This is a genomic window from Streptomyces sp. NPDC057424 (assembly GCF_042803315.1).
Taxonomy (GTDB): Bacteria; Actinomycetota; Actinomycetes; order Streptomycetales; family Streptomycetaceae; genus Streptomyces.
Window position 1 is genome coordinate 165,186 of record NZ_JBHVCP010000005.1, and the last position, 22,505, is coordinate 187,690.

Genomic DNA, 22,505 nt, shown 5'->3' on the forward strand with positions numbered 1-22,505 from the left:
GCATGACGGACACACGCGGCGCGCTGCTGCAGCAGATCAAGGACAAGGCCGTGGTGCACGGCAAGGTGACCCTGTCGTCGGGTCTCGAGGCCGACTACTACGTCGACCTCCGCCGCGTCACCCTCGACGGTGAGGCCGCCCCGCTGGTCGGGCAGGTGCTGCTGGACCTGACCGCCGAGCTGGAGTTCGACGCGGTCGGCGGCCTGACCATGGGCGCCGACCCGGTCGCCGCCGCCATGCTGCACGCGGCCGCCGCGCGCGGGAAGCGCCTGGACGCGTTCGTCGTGCGCAAGGCCGCCAAGGCGCACGGGCTGCAGCGGCGCGTCGAGGGCCCGGACATCGCGGGCCGCCGGGTGCTGGTCGTCGAGGACACCTCCACCACCGGCGGCTCCCCGCTCACCGCCGTCGAGGCCGTGCGCGAGGCCGGGGCCGAGGTCGTCGCCGTCGCGACCATCGTCGACCGGGCGACCGGCGCCGCCGAGAAGATCCAGGAGGGGGCCGGGGTGCCGTATCTCTACGCCTTCTCGAAGGACGAGCTGGGCCTCGACTGACCAGGGCGTGGACGGTGGCCTGGACCTTCCGGCCAAGTCTGGAAAGATGGGGCCGACGATGACGTCGCACCCCAAGGTCTAGGTCAGGGCCGTTAGACACAGCAGTACGTCAACCCGCAGATACAAGGAGCGGACGCATGCCCATCGCAACTCCCGAGGTCTACAACGAGATGCTGGACCGGGCGAAGGCAGGAAAGTTCGCCTACCCGGCCATCAACGTGACCTCCACCCAGACCCTGCACGCGGCCCTGCGCGGTTTCGCTGAGGCGGAGAGCGACGGCATCGTCCAGATCTCCACGGGTGGCGCCGAGTTCCTGGGCGGTCAGTACAGCAAGGACATGGTGACCGGCGCGGTCGCCCTGGCCGAGTTCGCGCACATCGTCGCCGAGAAGTACCCGGTGAACATCGCGCTGCACACCGACCACTGCCCCAAGGACAAGCTCGACGGGTACGTACGCCCGCTGCTGGCGCTCTCCCAGAAGCGCGTCGAGGCCGGTCTGAACCCGCTGTTCCAGTCGCACATGTGGGACGGCTCGGCCGAGACCCTCGCCGACAACCTCTCCATCGCGCAGGAGCTGCTGGAGCAGGCCCGCGCCGCGAAGATCATCCTCGAGGTGGAGATCACCCCGACCGGTGGCGAGGAGGACGGCGTCACCCACGAGATCAACGACTCCCTCTACACCACGGTCGACGACGCGCTCCGCACCGCCGAGGCCCTCGGCCTGGGCGAGAAGGGCCGCTACCTGCTCGCCGCGTCCTTCGGCAACGTGCACGGCGTGTACAAGCCGGGCAACGTCGTCCTGCGCCCGGAGCTGCTGAAGGAGCTGAACGAGGGCGTCGCCGCCCAGTACGGCAAGGCGTCACCGTTCGACTTCGTCTTCCACGGCGGCTCCGGCTCCACGGAGGAGGAGATCCGCACCGCCCTGGAGAACGGCGTCGTGAAGATGAACATCGACACCGACACCCAGTACGCGTTCACGCGCCCGGTCGCGGACCACATGTTCCGCAACTACGACGGCGTCCTGAAGGTCGACGGCGAGGTCGGCAACAAGAAGACCTACGACCCGCGCACCTGGGGCAAGCTGGCCGAGGCCTCCATGTCCGCGCGCGTCGTCGAGGCCTGCGGCAACCTGCGCTCGACCGGCACGAAGATCAAGTAAGTTCCGGTCCGCTCGCGACGAGCCCGGCACCTCCAGGGGTGCCGGGCTCTTCCGTATGCTCCTATGCTCCCTGCGTGCCCGATGTCCGGTTGGCCTCACCGCAGGGCAAGTGGGTCCTGCTCACCACCGTCCTCGGCTCCAGCATGGCCATGCTGGACTCGACCCGGTCTCGTCACGCGGTCATCCGGCCCGGTCAGGCAGCCGTCATCCGGCCCCGTCGCGCAATCATCCGGCCCTGTCGCGGCAGCTGTCCGGCCCATCCCGCCGCCCACTGCGCCGCATCGGTCGGCATGGCGCAGACTTGACCCCATGTCCATTCACGAGAACCTTCTCGGGGGCCCGCCCCCGACCCATCTTCCCGACGACCCCGGGCCGCGGGAAATGCTCGCGTCCGGTGCCGCGTCCCTCGAGGTCGCCGGTGCGCACCCCACCTCCTCGCTCGCCTGGGCGCAGCTCGCCGACGAGGCGTTCGAGCGCGGCGCGGCCGTGGAGTCCTACGCGTACGCCCGCACGGGCTACCACCGCGGTCTGGACGCGCTGCGCCGCAGCGGCTGGAAGGGCCACGGCCCCGTGCCGTGGGAGCACGAGCCGAACCGCGGCTTCCTGCGTGCCCTGCACGCCCTCGCCCGCGCCGCGCAGGCGATCGGCGAGCAGGAGGAGTACGAGCGCTGCTCGCAGTTCCTGAAGGACTCCTCGCCGACGGCGGCGCAGGTCCTGGGCTGAGACACGGTCCGTGTACGCGAGGCCCGTCCGCGAAAGGCGGGCCTTGCGGTTTCGGGGGACGATTGCGGAAGATGCCCCTGGGGACCGGGGCCCCCGTGTCGGATTCGGCAGGGGCGGACCGCTACCCGGAGTAATACGCAGGAGACAGCGATGTCCCACGAGGCTCACGAGCCCGAGACCCCGCATCTCGACTTCCACGGCACGACGCCGTACGAGGACTACGTCAAGGCGGACGTACTCACCCACCTCCAGCACACCCTCTCCGACGACCCCGGAGAGATGGTCTTCCTGGTGACGACCCAGGTGATGGAGCTGTGGTTCACCGTCATCGTCCACGAGTGGGAGACGGCGTCAGGCGCGCTCAGGGGGGACGACATCCCCACCGCCATCGCCGCGCTCAAGAGGTCCGTACGCGAGCTGGAGGCGCTCAACCACTCCTGGAAGCCGCTCGCCCAGCTCACGCCGGCCCAGTTCAACTCGTACCGCAGCGCCCTCGGAGAGGGCTCCGGCTTCCAGTCGGCGATGTACCGGCGCATGGAGTTCCTGCTCGGCGACAAGTCCGCGTCGATGCTCGTTCCGCACCGGGGCGCCCCGCGTGTGCACGCCGAGCTGGAGAAGGCGCTGCACGAGCCGAGCCTGTACGACGAGGTCGTGCGGCTGCTCGCGCGGCGCGGGCACGACATCCCGGAGGCGGTGCTGCGGCGCGACGTCGCGAAGCGTTACGAGCCGTCGCCGGAGGTGGAGGCGGCCTGGACGGCCGTCTACTCGGGTGACGAGAGCGACGAGGTCGCCCGGCTGGGCGAGGCGCTGAGCGATGTCGCCGAGCTGGTGTGGCGCTGGCGCAACGACCACCTGGTCGCCACCCGCCGCGCGATGGGTGCCAAGACCGGCACGGGCGGCTCCGCCGGGGTGGCCTGGCTGGAGAAGCGCGCGCAGAAGAACGTGTTTCCCGAGCTGTGGACGGCGCGGTCCCATGTCTGAGCTGTCTGAGCCGGCGGAACTGTCTGAGCCGGCGGAACTGCCTGAGCCGGCGGAACTGCCTGAGCCGGCGGAGCTGTCCGAGCAGGCGGAGCGCGCGCGGATGCTGGACGCCGTCGACGAACTGGCCGGCAAGCGTGCCGAGTTCGTCCTCGACGAGGTCGTCTACCTCGACGGCAACTCGCTGGGCGCGCTGCCCTCCGTCGTCCCCGGCCGGGTCGGGGACGTCGTACGCCGTCAGTGGGGCGAGCTGCGCATCCGGTCCTGGGAGGAGAGCGGCTGGTGGACGGCGCCCGAGCGGATCGGTGACCGGATCGCCCCGCTGGTCGGGGCCGCGCCCGGTCAGATCGTCGTGGGCGACTCCACGAGCGTCAACGTCTTCAAGGCACTCGTGGGCGCGGTACGGATGGCCGGGGAGGGCCGTGACGAGATCCTCGTCGACGCGACGACCTTCCCCACCGACGGGTACATCGCCGAGTCCGCCGCCCGCATGACCGGCCGCACCCTGCGGCCCGTGGCACCGGCGGACGTCCCGGCCGCGCTGGGCGCCCGCACCGCCGCCGTCCTGCTCAACCACGTCGACTACCGCACCGGCCGGCTGCACGACCTGCCCGCTCTGACGGCCGCCGCGCACGAGGCAGGGGCGATCGCCGTCTGGGACCTGTGCCACAGCGCCGGCGCACTGCCGGTCGGGCTGGACGAGCACGGCGTCGACCTCGCGGTCGGCTGCACCTACAAGTACCTGAACGGCGGGCCCGGCTCACCGGCGTACCTGTACGTGCGGCGGGAGCTGCAGGGCCGCTTCGACTCGCCGCTGCCCGGCTGGAACTCGCACGCCGAGCCGTTCGGCATGCGCACCGGCTACGAACCGGCGCCCGGTGCCCCACGCGGCCGGGTCGGTACGCCCGACATCCTCTCGATGCTCGCCCTGGAGGCGGCCCTGGAGGTCTGGGACGGGGTGTCGGCCGAGGCGGTGCGGGCCAAGTCCCTCGCGCTGACGGACTTCTTCCTGGAGTGCGTGGCGGCGTACGTGCCCGAGGGCCGGGTCGCGTGCGTGACGCCGGTGGCGCACGAGGAGCGGGGCAGCCAGATCGCCCTGCGCTGCGATGACGCCGCCGACGTGATGAAGCGGCTGATCGAGCGGGGCGTGGTCGGCGACTTCCGGGCGCCGGACGTGCTGCGCTTCGGCTTCACCCCGCTGTACGTCGGGTTCGCCGACGTGGAGCGGGCGGCCCGGGCGCTGGCGCGGACGCTGGCCTGAGCGGCGGCGGCGCCGGGACGTCTCTGCGGTGTCCCGGTCCCGCCGTCGCCCGAACGGCAGACCCGTCTGGTCTTCACCGAGCGTGACATCCCCATGTCCCCGCACGTCACGCGCCTGGTACCGTCCCGGCCAACGGCTGGAACCCTCAACTGGTCCGCCGCGTACGGTTCATCGCTGGAAGGTTGGAGCATGACGGACGACGTCGCAGCAGCACGGGCCGCTGCCGAGGAGAAGTCGGCCTTCTCCCACGCGCCCGTCGACCCCGACGCCACCGCGGCCTACGGCGACCACCCCGACCAGGTGATCGACTTCTTCGCGCCGCGCCGGGCGGGCGGCCCCGGACCGGCCCCGGTCGTCGTCGTGCTGCACGGCGGTGCCTGGCGGGCGCCCTACGACCGGCGTCACATCAGCCCTTTCGCGGACTTCCTCGCCCGCCGCGGGTTCGCCGTGGCCAGCGCCGAGTACCGGCGCGGCGGCGGCGAGGATTCCCTCGCGGGCCGCTGGCCCGACACCCTCGACGACGTCGCCGCGGCGCTGGACGCCCTTCCGGCGCTGGTACGGGAGGTGCTGCCGCAGGCCGACCCGCGGCGTACGGTCCTCACCGGCCACTCGGCGGGCGGACATCTCGCGCTCTGGGGGGCTGCCCGGCACGTCCTGCCGGCCGATTCGCCCTGGCGCAGCGGCAGCCCGGTGTCACTGCGGGGCGTCGTCGGCCTCGCCCCGATCGCGGATCTCGCGATCGCCGACAAGCTGGACGTGTGCGGGGGCGCCGCGCGTCAGCTCCTGGGCGGAGACGAGCACTTCGCGGAGCGGCAGCCGTACGCGGACCCCGCGCTGCTGCTGCCCACCGGCATCGCCACCACCCTCGTCCAGGGCCGCACGGACCTCGACGTGCCGCAGGCGGTCGCCGAGTCGTACGCAGGGGCGGCGGCGAAGGCCGGGGAGATGGTGGGGGTGACGCTGCTGGAGGACGTGGGGCACTTCCCGCTCATCGACCCGGCGGCGGACGCGTGCGCGGTGGTGGTGGAGGAGATCGCGCAGCTGGCCTGGTGAGCGGCGTTCTCCGAGGCTGTGATCCGGCTGCAGGCGGCGGCCCGGGCACACCCGTAAGCGGGGGCCCCGGTCATACCCGTAGTACCTGAGAGCTACGCCGCAGGTGAGTTCCCGGGTGTGACGCGGACGAGGTCCCCCGCTCCGTAACTTCCCTTCCATGCAGACCCGATGGCCGGGTGCGCTGGAGGGGGACGACCATGGGGTCCGCACCGAAGTACCGCCGTGGCGACGGCGGCAGACGCCGTGCCGGACGGTGGCGCCGCGCCGCGCTCGCCGCCCTCATCACGGGCGCCCTGGTGTTCCCTCTCTCCGCGGCCGTACGGCCGGAGACCCCCGCACCGGCCCCCGCCCGGCTCGCACCTCTCAGCGCGTCGACGCTCGACGAGGCGTACGCGGCCAACCGGGCCAACGCCGCCGAGGCGGCCCGCACGGCCGCCGTCCACCACGACCGGGGCCGTGCCGCGACGGACCGTCAACTGGCCGCCCCGGCGAGGCACTTGCTCCGGTTCGACGGCCGCGGCTCCGGCCGGGTCACGGAGGTCCTCGGCGACCTCGCCCGGGCCGACCGGATCGCCGTCCTGGTCCCCGGCTCCGACACCAGTCTCGACACCTACGGCCGGTTCCACGCGGCGGCCGCCGCCCTGCACCGGCAGCTCGCCCGGCAGGCCCCGGCGGGCATCCACACCGCGGTCGTGGCATGGCTGGGCTACGAGACGCCGGGCACGGTCAGCGCGACGGTCACGACGACCGGCAGGGCGGAGCAGGCGGCCCCGCAGCTGCGGGCGCTGGTGGCCGACCTGCGCGCGATAGCCGGCGGCGGACCGCGTATCTCGCTGCTGTGCCACTCCTACGGCTCGGTCGTCTGCGGCCGTTCCGCCGCCGGTCTCGCCATCGAGGACATCGCGCTCGTCGGCAGTCCCGGCACCGGCGCGGACACCGCCGCAGCCCTGCACACCCGCGCCCGCGTCTGGGCGGCCCGGGGCGCCGACGACTGGGTCGAGCACGTACCGCACCTCAGCGTGGAGCTGTTCGGCACCGACGTCGGCTTCGGCACCGACCCCGTCTCCCCGGCCTTCGGCGCCCGGGCCTTCGCGGCCGGCGACGTCGGCCACAGCGAGTACTTCAGCCCCGGCTCCACCTCCCTGACCAACCTGGCCCGGATCGTCCTGGGCGAGACCGAGGCGGTGACCCATGACTCACATCGGCGTACGCGTACGCGCCATCCGGCGGGGAGCGCGCCGTGGTGCCGACCGCATCGGCGCGGCCACCCCACCCGGCCGCGACCGGGCCGTGGACGCCCTGCGGGCCGCCGCCGTCCTCGGTGCCGTCCTCGGGCACTGGCTGGTCACGGCCCTGGTGGCCGACGGCGGCACGCTGCGCACGGCCAGCCCTCTCCAGCACATGCCCTGGCTGACGCCCGTCTCCTGGCTGTTCCAGACGCTCGCGGTGTTCTTCCTGGTCGGCGGCCATGTGGCCACCCGCAGTCATGTCTCGGCCCGGGCCCAGGGGATTCCGTACCACCGCTGGCTGGCGGCCCGGCTCTCCCGGCTGCTCCTACCGGTAGCGGCCGTCCTCGGCCTGTGGACGGTCGCCGCCGTCGCGCTGCTGCTGTCGGGCGCCGAGTTCGGCACGGTCCGCACGCTGGTGAAGCTGGCCCTGTCCCCGATGTGGTTCCTCGTGGTGTTCGCGGCCCTGACGGCGGCGACCCCGCTGCTCACCCGGCTCAACCCGCTCTGGCCGCTGGCCGTCGTCCTGCACGTGGACCTGCTGCGCCTCGGCTTCGGCGGCCCGTCCTGGCTGGGCTGGGTGAACGTGGCGGCCGGCTGGATGGTGCCCTACACCCTGGGCGCGGCCTGGACCCGCGGCGAGCTGGAGCGCCGGCGCGCGGGGTGGGTCCTGCTGGCTGCCGGGGCGGCGGCGACCGCGGCGCTCGTCGCGTGGGCGGGCTATCCGGCGGCGATGGTCGGCGTCCCCGGCGAGGGCAGGTCCAACCTGGACCCGCCGACGCTGGCCGTCGTCACCTTCGGGCTGGCCCAGTGCGGTCTCGCCCTGCTGCTGCGCGAGCGGCTGCGGCACGCGATGCGCGGGCCCGTGGCGTGGGCGGCGGTGGCGCTCGTCAACCTCTCCGCGATGACCGTCTTCCTGTGGCACCAGACGGCCCTCATGGCCACGACGGCCACCGGCCTCCTCGTGGGCAGGCTGCCCGGTCTGCACACGGTGCCCGACGGTCTCGGCTGGGTCGGGGCCCGGCTGCTGTGGCTGCCCGTGTTCGCGCTGGCCCTCGCAGTCTGCTGGTCCGCCTTCCGCTCCTTCCAGCGAGGCGGCGCAGGCCGGGGCCGCAGGCCGCGGGTGGTGCGGGCGCACCGCCCGGCCGACCGGGGGACGGCGTCGAAGGCGCGCCATGTCTAGGCTGGGCCGCGTGACGGACACGGGGGCGGGCCGCGCGCTGCGAGCGCGGGTCGGGGGCTGGCTGCGGGTGCTGCGCCAGGACCTGTGGACGGCCCGCGCGGACCCGCTGCCGCCCTCCACCTGGCTGCGCTGGCTGCCGCACGGGCTGGTGTGCCTGGCCGCTTTCGGTGTCACCTTCGGCGCGGTGGCGCAGCTCGTCGACCACGGCGGGGTGGGCCCGCAGATCGCCTTCCCGCTCGGGCTGGCGCAGGGCGGTGCCATGGTGTTCGCGCTGTGGCGGCCCATCCCGGCGTGGTGGCTCTCGACAACGGCCATGCTGCTGTGCGCCCTCGAGGTGCGCCGCCAGTTGCTGGCCGGTGGCGCCCCCGACTTCACCTGGCCCTGGACGTCGGCGGGGATCATCGGGCACATGGCGCTGCTGCTGCTGCTCGCCCTGCGGGTGCGCACCCGGGTGTCCGTCGAGGCGCTCGCGCTGACCGTGCTCCTCACCTACGTCGCCCAAGGGCTGCTGGGCGCGGCCGGCTATTCGCCCACCGGGGTGCTCGCGGTCACCCTCTTCGCCGTCGTCGTGGTCCTCGGCACCGCCCTGCGCGGCCGTCGCGAGGCCCGCGCGGAACTCGTCGAGCAGACCACGCTCACCGCCGAGGAGCGCACCCGGCGCACCCTGCTGGAGGAGCGCAGCCGCATCGCGCGCGAGCTGCACGACGTGGTCGCCCACCACATGTCGGTCATCTCCATCCAGGCGCAGGTCGCCCCGCACCTCGTCGCCAACCCGCCCGACGAACTCAAGGAGAACCTCGCGGGCATCCGGCAGAACGCCCTGGAGGCGCTGACCGAGCTGCGCCGGGTGCTGGGCGTACTGCGCTCGGAGCACCCCGGGCCCGGGGAGCCGTTCGCCGACGCGGGCGACGAGAGCTCACCGCACGCCCCGCAGCCCACGCTCGACCGGCTCGAAGCACTGGTGGAGAACACCCGGGCCGTCGGCCGCGAGGTCCTCACCGAGATCAACGGCGAGCGGCGTCCGCTGCCGCCCGGAGTCGAGCTGTCGGCGTACCGGATCGTGCAGGAGGCGTTGAGCAACGCCCTGCGGCACGCGCCCGGAGCGAGGATCACGGTCCGTCTCACCTACGAGCCGGACGGCCTGGAGGTGGAGATCGTCAACGGCCGCCCGACCGGACCGCCTCCGCCGTCGACGGGGGCGGGACACGGACTGCTGGGCATGCGGGAGCGGGTCGCGATGCTCGGCGGCACCATGACGGCGCACCCGTGGCACTGGGACGGCTTCAAGGTCACCGCCTTCCTCCCGGACACCCCGCCCGCCGACGCCCCGGGCACCGATCACATCACGGCCCCCAGGAAAGGGACCTCATGACGAGCGGCACCGGCAACCCCATCCGGGTTCTCATCGTCGACGACCAGGCGATGGTCCGGCAGGGCTTCACCGTGCTGCTCGGCACCCAGCCCGACATAGAGGTCGTAGGCGATGCGAAGGACGGAGAGGGCGGCATCGCGAAGGCCGCCGAGACCGCCCCGGACGTCGTCCTCATGGACATCCGCATGCCCGGGATCGGCGGCATCGAGGCCACCGAGCGCATCACGACCGCGCACCCGGACATCAGGGTGCTGGTGCTCACCACCTTCGATCTCGACGAGTACGTGTACGACGCGCTGCGCGCCGGAGCCTCCGGGTTCCTGCTGAAGGACGCGTCGTCGGAGCAGCTCGCGGAGGCGGTCCGGGTGGTCGCGGCCGGGGAGGCGCTGCTCGCTCCGGTCATCACCCGCAAGCTCATCGCCGAGTTCTCCCGGCTCGACGGCAAGCCCCGCGCCCCGCTCAAGGAGCGCGTCGGCGACCTGACCGAGCGGGAGACGGAGGTGCTCGCCCTGATCGCGCAGGGCCTGTCGAACGGGGAGATCGCCCGGCACCTGTTCGTGGCCGAGCAGACGGTGAAGACCCACGTCGGCCGGATCCTGGTGAAGCTGGGCCTCAGGGACCGCACGCAGGCGGCGGTGTTCGCCTACGAGTCGGGTCTGGTGCGGCCGTCGGGGTACTGAGGCGGTGCCGGTCGCCCCTGGTCGCCCCCGTAGTACCTGAGAGGGACCCGTGGTGACCCCTCTCACTGGGGACGACCGTGAGTCCGGGGTACGCCTACCGTTCTGTACGTGACCGAGACGATTCACATGCAGACCCCGCCGCCGGAGGACGGGGCCAAGCCGCGCAGCCCGGAGTACCGGGTGGCCGTGGACTCCCTGCGCGGACTGCGGCAGGACCTCTTCCACGACGCCTTCGCCTACCGGCCGCTGCCGGGCCGGCGCACGGACGGACGGCTGGTCCGGCGGCTGCCGGGGCGCCTGCGGGAGTACGCGGCGTGGCTCCCGCACGCGGTGATCACCGCCGTGGCCCTGATCACCATGGCCTTCGCCACGGCGGACTCCGGCGGCCCGCCGGTGCTGCTCGGTCCGCTCTGCGCGATTCCCGTGCTGCTGACCATGGTGCGGCCGGTCGGCGCGTTCTGGGCGTCCATGGTCTCCACGCCGATCGTCGCCGTTTTGGGAAGCCACTGGGGCGAATGGCCCTGGGCGGCCGGCAGCTTCGCCTGCCATCTGACGGTGCTGACGGTCGTGGCGATACGCACCAGGCCGCGCACGGCGGGGTGGATGTGGGCGCTGACCGCGCTGTACGCCCTCGTCGCGGACACCGGCATCGGCCCGAACGACATGTACGGCACCAACTCCGCACCCATGTTGGTCTTCTCGGCGGTGATCCTGCTCTGCGTCACCGTCTGGCACGTCCGCCGCGACGCCGTGCAGGAGGTCACCGCCCAGCAGACGGTCACCGCGCACGAGCGTTCCCGCCGCACCCTGCTGGAGGAGCGCACGACGATCGCCCGCGAGCTGCACGACGTGGTCGCCCACCACATGTCGGTGGTCGCCATCCAGGCGGAGGCCGCGCCCTACCGGGTGGAGAACCCGCCGCCGGAGCTGGAGAAGGCCTTCGCCACGATCCGGGAGAACGCGGTGGCGGCCCTGACCGAACTGCGCCGGGTGCTCGGCGTCGTCCGCGCCGAGGACTACGAGGTCCCGGACGCCCCGCAGCCGACGCTCGCCGACCTGGACGGGCTGCTGGCCAATGTCCGGGACGCCGGGCTGACCGTGGAGAAGGCGGTGACGGGAGCGGTGCGGGAGCTGCCACAGGGCGTGGAGCTGTCGGCGTACCGGATCGTGCAGGAGGCCCTGAGCAACAGCCTGCGGCACGCGCCGGGGGCGGGCGCCCGGGTGGAGATCGGGTACGTTCTCGGCGGCCTGGGCCTGCGTGTGGTCAACGGCCCGCCGCCGAACCCGAGTCTGATCAAGCCCTCGCCCGGCGCCGGGCACGGCATCACCGGCATGCGGGAACGCGTGGCGATGCTGAACGGCGAGATGACGGCGGGCCAGACGGACGACGGAGGCTACGAGGTGGCGGTGTTCCTGCCGGTCGCCCTGCCGGACGGGGACGACGCATGACCATTCGCGTCCTGATCGCGGACGACCAGATGATGGTGCGCGAGGGTTTCTCGGTCCTGCTGAACGCGATGCCGGACATCGAGGTCGTCGGCGAGGCGGTGAACGGCCGGGAGGCCGTCGCCAAGGTCCGTGAGCTCGCCCCGGACGTGGTGCTGATGGACATCCGCATGCCCGAGCTGAACGGCATCGAGGCGACCCGCGAGATCGCCGCCGCCGACGGCGCGGCAAAGGTGCTGGTGCTCACCACCTTCGACCTCGACGAGTACGTGTACCAGGCGCTGCGCGCGGGTGCCTCCGGTTTCCTCCTCAAGGACGCCTCGGCCCGCCAGCTCGCCGACGGGGTGCGTGTGGTGGCGTCGGGGGAGGCGCTGCTGGCCCCGTCGGTGACCCGGCGGCTGATCACCGAGTTCTCCAAGCTCTCCGAGACCCCGCGCCTGATGCCCTCCGCGCAGGCGGCCTACGGGGACCTCACCGACCGGGAGACGGAGGTGCTGGTACTCATCGCGCAGGGCCTGTCGAACGGGGAGATCGCGCAGCGGCTGTTCGTCGCCGAGTCGACGATCAAGACGCATGTCAGCCGGATCCTGGTGAAGCTGGGCCTCAGGGACCGGACCCAGGCGGCGGTGTTCGCCTACGAGGCGCGGCTGGTGACGCCGGGGTGACGGGCGGGCACCCTCTGGTCAGAGTGGGGGGTGCCGGGCTAGCGTCCGTTCATGGCAGCTGCTCTTGACCTCGGGTTCGACCCGTGGGACCCGGCCTTCCTCGCCGACCCCTACCCCGCCTACGCCGAGTTGCGTGCCCGGGGCCGCGTGCACTACTTCGAGCCCACGAACCAGTGGCTCGTCCCGCACCACGCGGACGTCTCGGCACTGCTGCGCGACCGGCGCCTCGGCCGGACGTACCAGCACCGGTTCACGCACGAGGAGTTCGGCCGTACCGCGCCCCCGCCGGAGCAGGAGCCGTTCCACACCCTCAACGACCACGGCATGCTCGACCTGGAGCCGCCGGACCACACCCGGATCCGCCGCCTGGTGTCGAAGGCGTTCACGCCGCGCACGGTGGAGCGGCTGAAGCCGTATGTGCGGGGCCTGGCCGACGAACTGGCCTCCGCGCTGGTCGCGGCGGGCGGCGGCGACCTGCTGAAGGACGTCGCCGAGCCCCTCCCCGTCGCGGTGATCGCCGAGATGCTGGGCATCCCGGAGTCCGACCGGGCCCCGCTGCGCCCCTGGTCGGCGGACATCTGCGGGATGTACGAGCTGAGCCCGTCCGAGGAGACGGCGGCGAAGGCGGTGCGGGCGTCGGTCGAGTTCTCCGACTACCTGCGCGAGCTGATCGCGTCCCGCCGCAAGGAGCCCGGCGAGGACCTCATCTCGGGTCTCATCGAGGCCCACGACGAGGGCGACCGCCTCACCGAGCAGGAGATGATCTCCACCTGCGTCCTGCTGCTCAACGCCGGCCACGAGGCCACGGTGAACTCCACGGTCAACGGCTGGTACGCCCTGTTCCGCAACCCGTCCCAGCTGGAGATGCTGCGCGCGGACCACACGCTCATCCCCTCAGCGGTCGAGGAGCTGATGCGCTACGACACCCCGCTCCAGCTCTTCGAACGCTGGGTCCTGGACGAGATCGAGATCGCCGGCACGACGATTCCGCGCGGCGCGGAGATCGCCATGCTCTTCGGCTCCGCCAACCACGACCCGGCGGTGTTCCACAACCCGTCCGCGCTCGACCTCACCCGCGCGGACAACCCCCACCTGTCCTTCAGCGCCGGCATCCACTACTGCATCGGCGCACCCCTGGCCCGCATCGAACTGGCGGCCTCGATGGGGGCGCTGCTGGAGCGGGCCCCGACGCTGCGCCTTGCCGCGGAGCCCGAGAGGAAACCGAACTTCGTGATCAGGGGACTGGAGGGGCTGGCCGTCACGGTGGGGTGACCACGCGACCGGATGACCAGGTGCCTGGTCGGTGTGCTGCCCGCTGGTCAGGCCGCCATGTCCCGCCGCCGCAATCCCGCGAGCCCCCCGGCCACCAGCACCACCGCCACGCCGGTCAGCACCAGCACCGGCCCCCACTCCATGGATCCGCCCGGCAGCTTCGGCAGGTGCCCGTACGGCGAGACGTCCAGCACCGCCCGCGGTGCGTCCAGGGCGGGCCCGACCCAGCCGATCAGCAGCACCGCCCCGGCGACGCCCCACGCCGCCATGGCGGCCCGGGGCCGGAGCCCGTGCAGCAGCACCGCCACCCCGCCGATCACCCACACCGCGGGAAGCTGCACCAGGCACGCCCCCAGGATCGGGCCGGTCTCCTTGCCGTAGCCGACGGCGAAGCCGAGTCCGGCCAGGAGCATGATCAGGGCGGCGCCGCCGAAGGCGATCACCAGGTGCCCGGCGGCCCAGCGCAGCCGCCCCACGGCGTTGGCCAGCACCGGCTCCGCCCGGCCCGAGGTCTCCTCGCCGTGCAGGCGCAGCACCGACGCCACGATGTACAGCGCCGCGACCAGGCCCAGCATGCCGACCATCGAGGCCAGGAACGCGTCCGTGAGGCCGGCCTGGCCGCCCATGCGCTCGATGACGCGCCGGGCGTTCTCGTTGTCGCCCACCAGGTCGGCCGCGCCCTCGGTCATGCCGCCGTAGACGACCCCGGCCAGGAAGAAGCCGGTGCTCCAGCCCAGCACGCCGCCCCGCTGCAGCCGCCAGGCCAGGGCGCCCGCGCTGCCCAGGCGGCCGGACGCGGGGCCCGGCCGGGTGGGCAGGAAGCTCATGCCGAGGTCCCGGCGGCCGGCCAGGGCGTAGGCCACTGCGCCCTGCAGGGCCACCGACCCGGCGAGGAGCGCGAGCACCCACCAGCGTTCGCCGGCGTAGGGCCGCAGGTTCTCCAGCCAGCCCAGCGGTGACAGCCAGGTCAGGACCGACGAGCCGTCGTCCGTCGCCGAGTCGCCCGCCGCGCGCAGGACGAACGCGGTCCCGAGCACCGCAGCGGTCAGACCGCGTGCCAGGCGTGCGCTCTCCGTCAGTTGCGCGACGACCGCCGCCGCCGTGGCGAAGACCATCCCGACCCCGGCGATCCCGAGCCCCAGGGCCAGGGCCCCGGTCGCGCCCCGCCCGGCCAGGCCCGCCGTCACCAGCAGCGCCAGTACCGTGTTCGCGACCGCCGCCGCCAGCAGGGCCGCCGTCAGGGCGGCCCGGCGGCCCACCGTCCCGGACGCCACCAGCTCCTGTCGGCCGCTCTCCTCCTCGCCCCGGGTGTGCCGCACGACGACCAGCAGGCTCATCACGGCCGCCAGGGCACCGGCGTAGATGCCGACCCGCCAGGCCGTCAGGGCGCCCAGCGAGTCGCCGAAGACCGGGCCGATCATCGCGCGCAGCGAGGAGTTGGTCTCCATCTGCCGGATCAGATCGGCGCGTTCGGCCGGGGTGCCGTACAGGCCCTCCAGCGTGCCCGGCATGGAGAGGACCATCAGCGCGTTCACCGCGACCCACACGGGGATCATCAGCCGGTCACGGCGCAGGGCGAAGCGCAGCAGCGTCCCTGTGCCGGTCAGCTGGTGTGAGCTGCCGGGCCGCACCGCGAAGGCCGTCATCGGGTGGCCGCCTCGTCCTGGTAGTGCCGCAGGAACAGCTCCTCCAGCGTGGGCGGTGCGGACGTCAGCGACCGCACGCCCGACTCGCTCAGGGACCGCAGGACGGCGTCCAGCCCGTCGGTGTCGACCTGGAGCCGGACCCGGTGCCCCTGTACGTCGAGGTCGTGGACGCCGGGCAGGTTCGCCAGCCCGTTGGGAGGGCCCGCGAGTTCGGCGACGACACTGGTGCGGGTCAGGTGGCGCAGGTCGGCGAGCGAGCCGCTCTCGACCGTGCGGCCCTTGCGGATGATGCTCACCCGGTCGCACAGCTCCTCGACCTCGCTGAGGATGTGGGAGGAGAGCAGGATCGTCCGGCCCCGGTCGCGCTCCTCCGTCACACAGCGCTGGAAGACCCCCTCCATCAGCGGGTCCAGGCCCGAGGTCGGTTCGTCCAGGATCAGCAGGTCGACGTCCGAGGCGAACGCGGCGACCAGGGCGACCTTCTGCCGGTTGCCCTTGGAGTACGTGCGGCCCTTCTTGGTGGGGTCGAGCTCGAAGCGCTCGATCAGTTCCGCGCGGCGCCGCGGGTCGAGGCCGCCCGCCCGTCGCCCACCGCCACCCTGCCTGACGCGCTGTGCGCGGCCCCCGTCATGCAGTCGGCCGTAGAGGTCGATGACCTCGCCGCCGGAGAGGTTGCGCCACAGCGTCACGTCCCCGGGGACGTAGGCGATCCGGCGGTGCACCTCCACCGCGTCCGTCCACGGGTCGCGGCCGAGCACCTGCGCGGCGCCCGAGTCGGCGCGCAGCAGGCCGAGCAGGACACGGATGGTGGTGGACTTGCCCGAGCCGTTGGGGCCGAGGAAGCCGTGGACCTCGCCCGCGGCGATCTCCAGATCGAGCCCGTCGAGTGCGTGCGTCCGTCCGAAGGACTTGTGCAGTCCGGAGACGGTGATGGCCTTCGTCATGCTCCAGAACGTACGCTTGCTTCAGAAATTTGTGAAGTTAAGGAAGCGTATAAATCATCGATAGGATGGGCGGATGACGGAATCAGCCGGGAGGGACCGGAACGCGGAGGCCGTGTCGAAGTTCGTGGAGTCCTTCGCGGCGCAGCTCGTCGAGGCCGGGATGCAGCGGATGCCCGCCCGGGTCTTCGCCGCGCTCCTCGCCTCCGACGAGGGCTCGATGACCTCCGCCGAGCTGGGGGAGCAGCTGCGCATCAGTCCCGCGGCGGTGTCCGGCGCGGTGCGCTACCTGGCCCAGACGCACATGGTCTCGCGCGAGCGGGAGCCCGGCTCGCGCCGCGAGCGCTACCGGGTGCACGGAGACCAGTGGTACGAGGCGCTGGCCAACCGTGATGCCGTCCTCAAGCGTTGGGAGGTGGCCCTGCGCGACGGGGTCACCAGCCTCGGCGCCGGCACCCCGGCCGGCCGCCGCATCTCCGAGACGCTCGCCTTCTTCGAGTTCATGGAGAGCGAACTCGCGGAGCTGATGGAACGCTGGCGCGTGCACCGGGAGAAGACGTTCGGGCAGGAATGACGAGCGGGTGCGGCTCACGGCCCCGCCGGCACGGTCAGCCCCCACGCCCCTTCCCGCACCACCCACGTCCGGGTCCGCACCGGCCCCGACACCACCGTGTCCGCGCGGTAGCGGAAGTGCGCCCCGGATACCGTCACCGTGCGGCCCTCCGCCAGCAGCGGTGAGGCCTCCGCGCCCACCGACACGGGTCTGACCTCCACCGACGCGATCCCCGCCGCGGCCGGTGACACCGACACCGCCTCCACCGGCTGGTTCAGGTCGACGAGGGTCTCCCCGTCCACCTCGACCCGCAGCCGGGACGGCCCCGGCTCGGGCGCGGCGGCGAGCCGGGACGGCCGGCCGGCCGGCACCAGTGTCCGGACCAGGTACTGGCAGGTCCGCAGCCAGGGGCGGCCCGGCACGGCGTCCGGGTCCGGCGGGGCCTGCGGGCCCGTCCCGGCCGGAGCGGGCCGCGACGGCGGTATCCGCAGCGCGCCGAGCACCACCCCGTCGCTGTCGTCGACCATCAGGTCCATACGCCGCTCGACCCCGTCGAGCACCGCCCGCGCCGCCGCCACCGTCCCCGTCGGCACCCCCAGCGACCGGGCCAGGGACAGCGCGCCCCCGACCGGCACCACCGACAGCGCGCACCCGGCCAGCTCCCGGTGCCGGTGCAGCAGCGCCACCGCACGGATCAGGGCCCGGTCGTCGCCCACCACCACCGGCCGCCGCGAGCCCCGCCGGGCCAGCGCCCGGGCGAACTCCTCCGGCCCGTCCGGCAGGCACAGCTTCATACCGGCACCCGCCCCGAGCACGTCTTTCGCGATCCGGACGGACTCACCGTCCGACTTACGGGCGACCGGGTCGACCACCACCAACAGCTGCTCGGACGTCGCGGAAGTCGCCACCTCGGCCATGCCTCGCTTCCTCGGGTAGCATCTTTGTGCAAGAGCCCCTTGCGCTATTGCGCCAGGGGCTTCGTCTATTCCGGGGCATCCGGTCCGACGGTTGGCGGCCAACGGCGGTCGCGGTGCACGCGGCTGCCTATTCTCCGCGTTCGCCCTCGACCATGGACATGCCCCGCCCGGAAGGGGTGTACGCGCGTGCCCGCACTTGTGCTGCTCGGTGCTCAGTGGGGTGACGAAGGCAAGGGAAAGGCCACCGACCTTCTCGGTGGCTCCGTGGACTATGTAGTGCGCTACCAGGGCGGCAACAACGCCGGCCACACGGTGGTCGTGGGTGACCAGAAGTACGCACTGCACCTCCTCCCTTCCGGAATCCTGTCTCCCGGCTGCACGCCGGTCATCGGTAACGGCGTCGTCGTCGACCCGTCGGTCCTGCTCTCCGAGCTGAGCGGTCTGAACGAGCGTGGCGTCGACACGTCCAAGCTCCTGCTCAGCGGAAACGCGCACATCATCACCCCGTACAACGTGACGGTGGACAAGGTGACCGAGCGCTTCCTCGGCAAGCGGAAGATCGGCACGACCGGGCGCGGCATCGGCCCGACGTACGCCGACAAGATCAACCGCGTCGGGATCCGGGTGCAGGACCTGTACGACGAGTCGATCCTCACGCAGAAGGTCGAGGCGGCCCTCGACGTCAAGAACCAGGTCCTCACCAAGCTCTACAACCGGCGCGCGATCGCCGTGGACCAGGTGGTCGAGGAGCTGCTGGCCTACGCCGACAAGCTCGCGCCGTACGTCGCCGACACCGTCCTGGTCCTCAACCAGGCGCTGGAGGAGGACAAGGTCGTCCTGTTCGAGGGCGGCCAGGGCACGCTGCTCGACATCGACCACGGCACGTATCCGTTCGTGACGTCCTCGAACCCGACCGCGGGCGGTGCCTGCACCGGCGCCGGTGTCGGCCCGACGAAGATCAGCCGGGTCATCGGCATCCTCAAGGCGTACACGACCCGCGTCGGCGCCGGTCCGTTCCCGACCGAGCTGTTCGACGAGGACGGCGAGGCGCTGCGCCGCATCGGAGGGGAGCGCGGTGTCACCACCGGCCGTGACCGCCGCTGCGGCTGGTTCGACGCGGTCATCGCCCGCTACGCGACCCGCGTGAACGGCCTGACCGACTTCTTCCTCACCAAGCTCGACGTCCTCACCGGCTGGGAGCAGATCCCGGTCTGCGTGGCGTACGAGATCGACGGCAGGCGCGTCGAGGAGCTCCCGTACTCCCAGACCGACTTCCACCACGCGAAGCCGGTCTACGAGATGCTGCCGGGCTGGAGCGAGGACATCAGCAAGGCCAAGTCCTTCTCCGACCTGCCGAAGAACGCCCAGGCGTACGTCAAGGCGCTGGAGGAGATGTCCGGCGCCCCGATCTCCGCGATCGGCGTGGGCCCGGGCCGGGACGAGACGATCGAGATCAACTCGTTCCTCTGACGCGCCCCACGTCCGCCGGCCGCCCTCCGTACCCACGGGGGGCGGCCGGCGTTCGCTCGCAAGGAGAGCCGCCGGGAACGGGCATAGGCTGGATGCCACGACCCCGCGTACGCCGACCAGGAGAAGGTGAGTGCGATGCGCGTACTGCTCAAGGCATCCATGGACACGGAGAAGGCCAACGAGGCCATCCGCAACGGCACCCTGGGGAAGCTGCTCCAGGAGTCGCTGGAACAGATCAAGCCCGAGGCGGCCTACTTCACCTCCGACCACGGCAAGCGCACCGCCTACATGGTTTTCGACATGCAGGACAGTTCGCAGATGCCGGTGCTCAGCGAGCCCTTCTTCCTCCAGCTCAACGCCGAGGTCACCTACACGCCGGTGATGAACGCCGAGGACGTGCAGAAGGGCCTCTCCCAGCTGGGACGCTGAGCCGTCGGCTCAGCTGAAGACGATCATCGACCCCTGGGCGAGGCTGCGGGTCACGGCCGCGTGCAGGCCGAGCCAGACGTGCCGTTCCCGGGCGAACGGGCTGGGGTCGTACGGGGCGGGGACGGCCGGTTCCTCCAGCTCGGTCGGGGCGAGCGGCGGCTGGGGGGCCGCAGGCGGGTTGGCCGGGTCGATGCCCAGGGCGGGCGCGACCAGCTCCAGCTCGCGCAGCAGGGCGTGCGAGGACCCGAGCGGTCCGCCACCCGCGAGAAGGGCGTCGTCGGCGAGCGGGCTCGGGAAGTCGACCGGGACGTACGCGCCCGCGTGGTCGTAGTGCCAGACCAGGTGCGACTGCTGGGCCGTGGACTCGAACATCTCCAGCAACTGCTCGTAGTCGCCGCCGAGTTCGTCCACGGGTGTCACCGGCAGGCCGCACACCTGGAGCAGATAGACGCGGCGCAGGAAGTGCAGCGCGTCGTAGTCGAAGCCCGCGACCGGGGCGACGTCGCCGGACAGGCCCGGCATGTACTGGTACACCGGCACCGGGGGCAGCCCGGCCTCGGCGAGCACCTTGTTGTATTGCGCGAGTTCCTCGGCGAACGGGTTGTCGGGCGTGTGGCACAACACGTCGACAAGCGGTACCAGCCACAGGTCACAGGCCAAAGAAGGCTCCTCGCTCAGCGCGGTGGTCGGGTAGCACGGTGGTCAAGAAGGGTAGCGGTGCGGCACGGTCGCGGCTCCTGCCGTGCATGTCCCATACCCATACCGGCAGATGCGACGCGGGTCATCCGGAGGCGAGCCGCTCGATCAGCGCCAGCGAGTGCGTGTTGTAGCGGGCGATGATCGCCCGCGCGGTGTCGTTGTCCCGGGCGATCAGCGCGTCGACCAGCTCGGTGTGACCGGCCCACAGCTCGCCGCGCAGATCGGTGAGCCGGCGCAGGTGCTGCACCGCGCAGACCCAGGTCTGGACGCGCAGGCGGTGCAGGAAGTCGGCGAGGTAGGGGTTGCCGAAACAGGCGCCGAGCTCGCGCCAGAAGCGCAGGTCGTAGCCGATGAGGACGCTGAGATCACCGGCCGCGGCGGCCCGCTGCGCCTCCTCGCCGCGCCTGCGGACCCCGGCGACGACGGCGGCGGCCCGGGGATCGTCCGGCCGCACCGCGTTGGGCCGGCCCTCGGTCAGAGCCAGGAACATCCCCTCGATGACCAGCCCGCGGGCCTCGATCATGCCGCGGAAATCCTCGACCGAGTACTCGTGGACCCGGAAGCCGCGGTGCTGGTCGGCTTCGAGGAGCCCCTGCGCGGAGAGATCGACGAGGGCCTCCCGCACCGGCGTCGCGGACACCCCGTACTGCTCGGCGATCTCCTTGACCGTGAACTCCTGCCCCGGCTGGAGCCGCCCGGCCAGCACCTCGTCACGAAGAGCATCGGCGATCTGCTGCCGCAGGGTGCTGCGCGTCACGGCGCCGTTGCCGGAGCTGGCGGGCATGGTCAGGGCGTCTCCCTCGTCACGTTCGGGTGGCGTGCGCGTCCGTGCATATCTACGAGCACGCCACCTTACGCGTTCGAATGGGGCGCGAGGATGCCGGTTACTGGCGGGTTTACAGGTGTTTACGCCGTGTACTCGTCCGCGACCGAGAGTGCCGCGTCCAGCGCCGCGAGGCCCTCCTTGAGTTCCGCCTCGCTGATGTTGCAGGGCGGCACGACGTGCGTCCGGTTCATGTTCACGAAGGGCCACAGCCCGCCCTTCTTCGCGGCGGCGGCGAAGGCGGCCATGGGTGCGTTCGCCTCACCGGCCGCGTTGTACGGCACCAGCGGCTCCCGCGTCTCGCGGTTGCGCACCAGCTCCAGCGCCCAGAACATGCCGACACCGCGCACCTCGCCGACGCTGGGATGCCGCTCGGCGAGCGCGCGCAGCTCCGGCCCGGCCACGGACGCGCCCAGCCGGGCCGCGTTCTCGACGACGCCCTCCTCCGCCATGACGCCGATCGTCGCGACGGCGGCGGCGCACGCCAGCGGATGCCCGGAGTACGTCAGGCCACCCGGGTACGGCCGCTTCCCGAACGTCTCCGCTATGGCACCGGAGATCGCGACCCCGCCCAGCGGCACGTACCCGCTGTTCACGCCCTTGGCGAAGGTGAGCAGGTCGGGCGTGACGCCGGACAGGTCCGCCGCGAACCACTCACCGGTCCGCCCGAACCCGGCCATGACCTCGTCCAGGACGAAGACGATCCCGTGCCTGTCGCAGATCTCCCGCACCCCGGCGAGGTAGCCGGGCGGCGGGACCATGATCCCGGCCGTGCCCGGGATCGTCTCCAGGATGATCGCCGCGACGGTCGAGGGCCCCTCGAAGGCGATCGTCGTCTCCAGGTGCTCCAGCGCCCGCGCGCACTCCTGCTCCTCGGTCTCGGCGTAGAAGCGGGAGCGGTACAGGTAGGGCGCCCAGAAGTGCACGACCCCGGCCGTGCCGCTGTCGGAGGCCCAGCGGCGCGGGTCGCCGGTGATGTTCACGGCCTGCTGCGTGCCGCCGTGGTAGGAGCGGTACGCCGAGAGCACCTTCGGGCGGCCCGTGTGCAGACGGGCCATCCGGATCGCGTGCTCGACGGCGTCGGCGCCGCCGTTGGTGAAGAAGATCTTGTCCAGGTCGCCCGGGGTCCGCTCGGCGATCAGCCGGGCGGCCTCCGACCGCGCCTCGACCGCGAAGGCGGGTGCGAACGTCGTCATCCGCGCGGCCTGCTCCTGGATCGCGGCGACGATCTTCGGGTGCTGGTAGCCGACGTTCGTGTAGACGAGCCCGCTGGAGAAGTCGAGGTAGCGCCGGCCTTCGTAGTCCCAGAAGTACGACCCCTCGGCTCCGGCGACGGCGAGCGGGTCGATGAGTTCCTGAGCGGACCAGGAGTGGAACACATGGTCACGGTCGGCGGCCTTGACGGCGGCACCGGCTTCGGGGTTCGGCTGAGGGGTCATGCGGGCGAGCGTAGGCGC

Annotated in this window: 21 protein-coding genes and 1 pseudogene; 16 read left to right on the forward strand and 6 right to left on the reverse strand. The window is 72.4% G+C overall.

The features are described from left to right. Positions 1-2: 2 nt before the first annotated feature. The 13 genes and pseudogenes from pyrE to ACFU3E_RS07295 all read left to right on the forward strand — a co-directional run bounded on the left by pyrE (position 3) and on the right by ACFU3E_RS07295 (position 13,570). A complete protein-coding gene (gene pyrE, locus ACFU3E_RS07235; RefSeq protein ID WP_384153359.1) occupies positions 3-551 on the forward strand; it encodes an orotate phosphoribosyltransferase in 549 nt (182 codons plus the stop codon). Between the two features lie 137 nt (positions 552-688). Further along, complete coding sequence (fbaA, locus tag ACFU3E_RS07240) at positions 689-1,711, forward strand: class II fructose-bisphosphate aldolase (RefSeq protein WP_384153362.1); 1,023 nt, start codon at positions 689-691, stop codon at positions 1,709-1,711. Between the two features lie 309 nt (positions 1,712-2,020). Beyond that, entirely contained in the window at positions 2,021-2,434 is a 414-nt protein-coding gene (locus tag ACFU3E_RS07245; RefSeq protein ID WP_384153364.1) for a DUF3151 domain-containing protein, read from the forward strand. 150 nt (positions 2,435-2,584) lie between these two features. Continuing rightward, positions 2,585-3,415 (forward strand): tryptophan 2,3-dioxygenase family protein, encoded by an 831-nt coding sequence (locus ACFU3E_RS07250; protein ID WP_384153367.1) that lies wholly within the window; start codon positions 2,585-2,587, stop codon positions 3,413-3,415. A 100-nt stretch (positions 3,416-3,515) separates the two neighbouring features. Next, positions 3,516-4,673, forward strand: a complete 1,158-nt coding sequence (gene kynU / locus ACFU3E_RS07255) for a kynureninase (RefSeq protein WP_384153543.1) — start codon at positions 3,516-3,518, stop codon at positions 4,671-4,673. A 189-nt stretch (positions 4,674-4,862) separates the two neighbouring features. After that, a complete protein-coding gene (locus tag ACFU3E_RS07260; protein ID WP_384153370.1) occupies positions 4,863-5,726 on the forward strand; it encodes an alpha/beta hydrolase in 864 nt (287 codons plus the stop codon). 197 nt (positions 5,727-5,923) lie between these two features. Further along, a pseudogene (locus ACFU3E_RS07265) lies at positions 5,924-6,919 on the forward strand (alpha/beta hydrolase); the annotation flags it as partial. Further along, complete coding sequence (locus tag ACFU3E_RS07270) at positions 6,918-8,135, forward strand: acyltransferase family protein (RefSeq protein WP_384153373.1); 1,218 nt, start codon at positions 6,918-6,920, stop codon at positions 8,133-8,135. The pseudogene ACFU3E_RS07265 and the gene ACFU3E_RS07270, both read left to right, overlap by 2 nt. Next, positions 8,128-9,507 (forward strand): sensor histidine kinase, encoded by a 1,380-nt coding sequence (locus tag ACFU3E_RS07275; RefSeq protein ID WP_384153376.1) that lies wholly within the window; start codon positions 8,128-8,130, stop codon positions 9,505-9,507. Before ACFU3E_RS07270 ends, ACFU3E_RS07275 begins: the two co-directional genes overlap by 8 nt. Next, positions 9,504-10,187 carry a response regulator gene (locus ACFU3E_RS07280; protein ID WP_384153379.1) on the forward strand — a complete coding sequence of 228 codons (684 nt, stop codon included), beginning with the start codon at positions 9,504-9,506 and terminating at the stop codon, positions 10,185-10,187. The genes ACFU3E_RS07275 and ACFU3E_RS07280 overlap by 4 nt, the downstream gene beginning before the upstream one ends. A gap of 108 nt (positions 10,188-10,295) precedes the next feature. Continuing rightward, entirely contained in the window at positions 10,296-11,636 is a 1,341-nt protein-coding gene (locus ACFU3E_RS07285; RefSeq protein ID WP_384153381.1) for a sensor histidine kinase, read from the forward strand. Further along, positions 11,633-12,298, forward strand: a complete 666-nt coding sequence (locus ACFU3E_RS07290) for a response regulator (RefSeq protein ID WP_384153384.1) — start codon at positions 11,633-11,635, stop codon at positions 12,296-12,298. The genes ACFU3E_RS07285 and ACFU3E_RS07290 overlap by 4 nt, the downstream gene beginning before the upstream one ends. A 51-nt stretch (positions 12,299-12,349) precedes the next feature. Beyond that, complete coding sequence (locus ACFU3E_RS07295) at positions 12,350-13,570, forward strand: cytochrome P450 (protein WP_384153387.1); 1,221 nt, start codon at positions 12,350-12,352, stop codon at positions 13,568-13,570. Positions 13,571-13,617: 47 nt separating this feature from the next. Here the strand turns inward: ACFU3E_RS07295 and ACFU3E_RS07300 are convergent, their stop codons facing one another. Both ACFU3E_RS07300 and ACFU3E_RS07305 read right to left on the reverse strand, forming a co-directional pair. After that, positions 13,618-15,216 carry an ABC transporter permease gene (locus ACFU3E_RS07300; protein ID WP_384153390.1) on the reverse strand — a complete coding sequence of 533 codons (1,599 nt, stop codon included), beginning with the start codon at positions 15,214-15,216 and terminating at the stop codon, positions 13,618-13,620. Then, the gene (locus tag ACFU3E_RS07305) at positions 15,213-16,160 is read right to left on the reverse strand and encodes an ATP-binding cassette domain-containing protein (protein ID WP_384153392.1); all 948 of its coding nucleotides are present in this window, start codon (positions 16,158-16,160) and stop codon (positions 15,213-15,215) included. Before ACFU3E_RS07305 ends, ACFU3E_RS07300 begins: the two co-directional genes overlap by 4 nt. A gap of 73 nt (positions 16,161-16,233) precedes the next feature. On the opposite strand from ACFU3E_RS07305, the gene ACFU3E_RS07310 reads away from it, so the two are divergent. After that, positions 16,234-16,731 carry a GbsR/MarR family transcriptional regulator gene (locus ACFU3E_RS07310; protein ID WP_384153395.1) on the forward strand — a complete coding sequence of 166 codons (498 nt, stop codon included), beginning with the start codon at positions 16,234-16,236 and terminating at the stop codon, positions 16,729-16,731. 14 nt (positions 16,732-16,745) lie between these two features. Here ACFU3E_RS07310 and ACFU3E_RS07315 read toward each other — a convergent pair whose 3' ends face one another. Continuing rightward, positions 16,746-17,627, reverse strand: coding sequence for a diacylglycerol kinase family protein (locus ACFU3E_RS07315; protein WP_384153398.1), 882 nt, complete (start codon positions 17,625-17,627; stop codon positions 16,746-16,748). A 186-nt stretch (positions 17,628-17,813) separates the two neighbouring features. Here ACFU3E_RS07315 and ACFU3E_RS07320 point away from each other — a divergent pair, with 186 nt between their 5' ends. Both ACFU3E_RS07320 and ACFU3E_RS07325 read left to right on the forward strand, forming a co-directional pair. Continuing rightward, positions 17,814-19,097 (forward strand): adenylosuccinate synthase, encoded by a 1,284-nt coding sequence (locus ACFU3E_RS07320; RefSeq protein WP_384153401.1) that lies wholly within the window; start codon positions 17,814-17,816, stop codon positions 19,095-19,097. 135 nt (positions 19,098-19,232) lie between these two features. Beyond that, a complete protein-coding gene (locus ACFU3E_RS07325) occupies positions 19,233-19,526 on the forward strand; it encodes a hypothetical protein (RefSeq protein WP_384153404.1) in 294 nt (97 codons plus the stop codon). Between the two features lie 9 nt (positions 19,527-19,535). Here ACFU3E_RS07325 and ACFU3E_RS07330 read toward each other — a convergent pair whose 3' ends face one another. From ACFU3E_RS07330 to ACFU3E_RS07340, 3 genes are all read right to left on the reverse strand, one after another. Next, complete coding sequence (locus tag ACFU3E_RS07330) at positions 19,536-20,186, reverse strand: hypothetical protein (protein ID WP_384153407.1); 651 nt, start codon at positions 20,184-20,186, stop codon at positions 19,536-19,538. Between the two features lie 121 nt (positions 20,187-20,307). Beyond that, a complete protein-coding gene (locus ACFU3E_RS07335) occupies positions 20,308-21,009 on the reverse strand; it encodes a GntR family transcriptional regulator (RefSeq protein ID WP_384153409.1) in 702 nt (233 codons plus the stop codon). A gap of 122 nt (positions 21,010-21,131) precedes the next feature. Beyond that, complete coding sequence (locus tag ACFU3E_RS07340; protein WP_384153412.1) at positions 21,132-22,487, reverse strand: aspartate aminotransferase family protein; 1,356 nt, start codon at positions 22,485-22,487, stop codon at positions 21,132-21,134. Between the last annotated feature and the right edge of the window lie 18 nt (positions 22,488-22,505).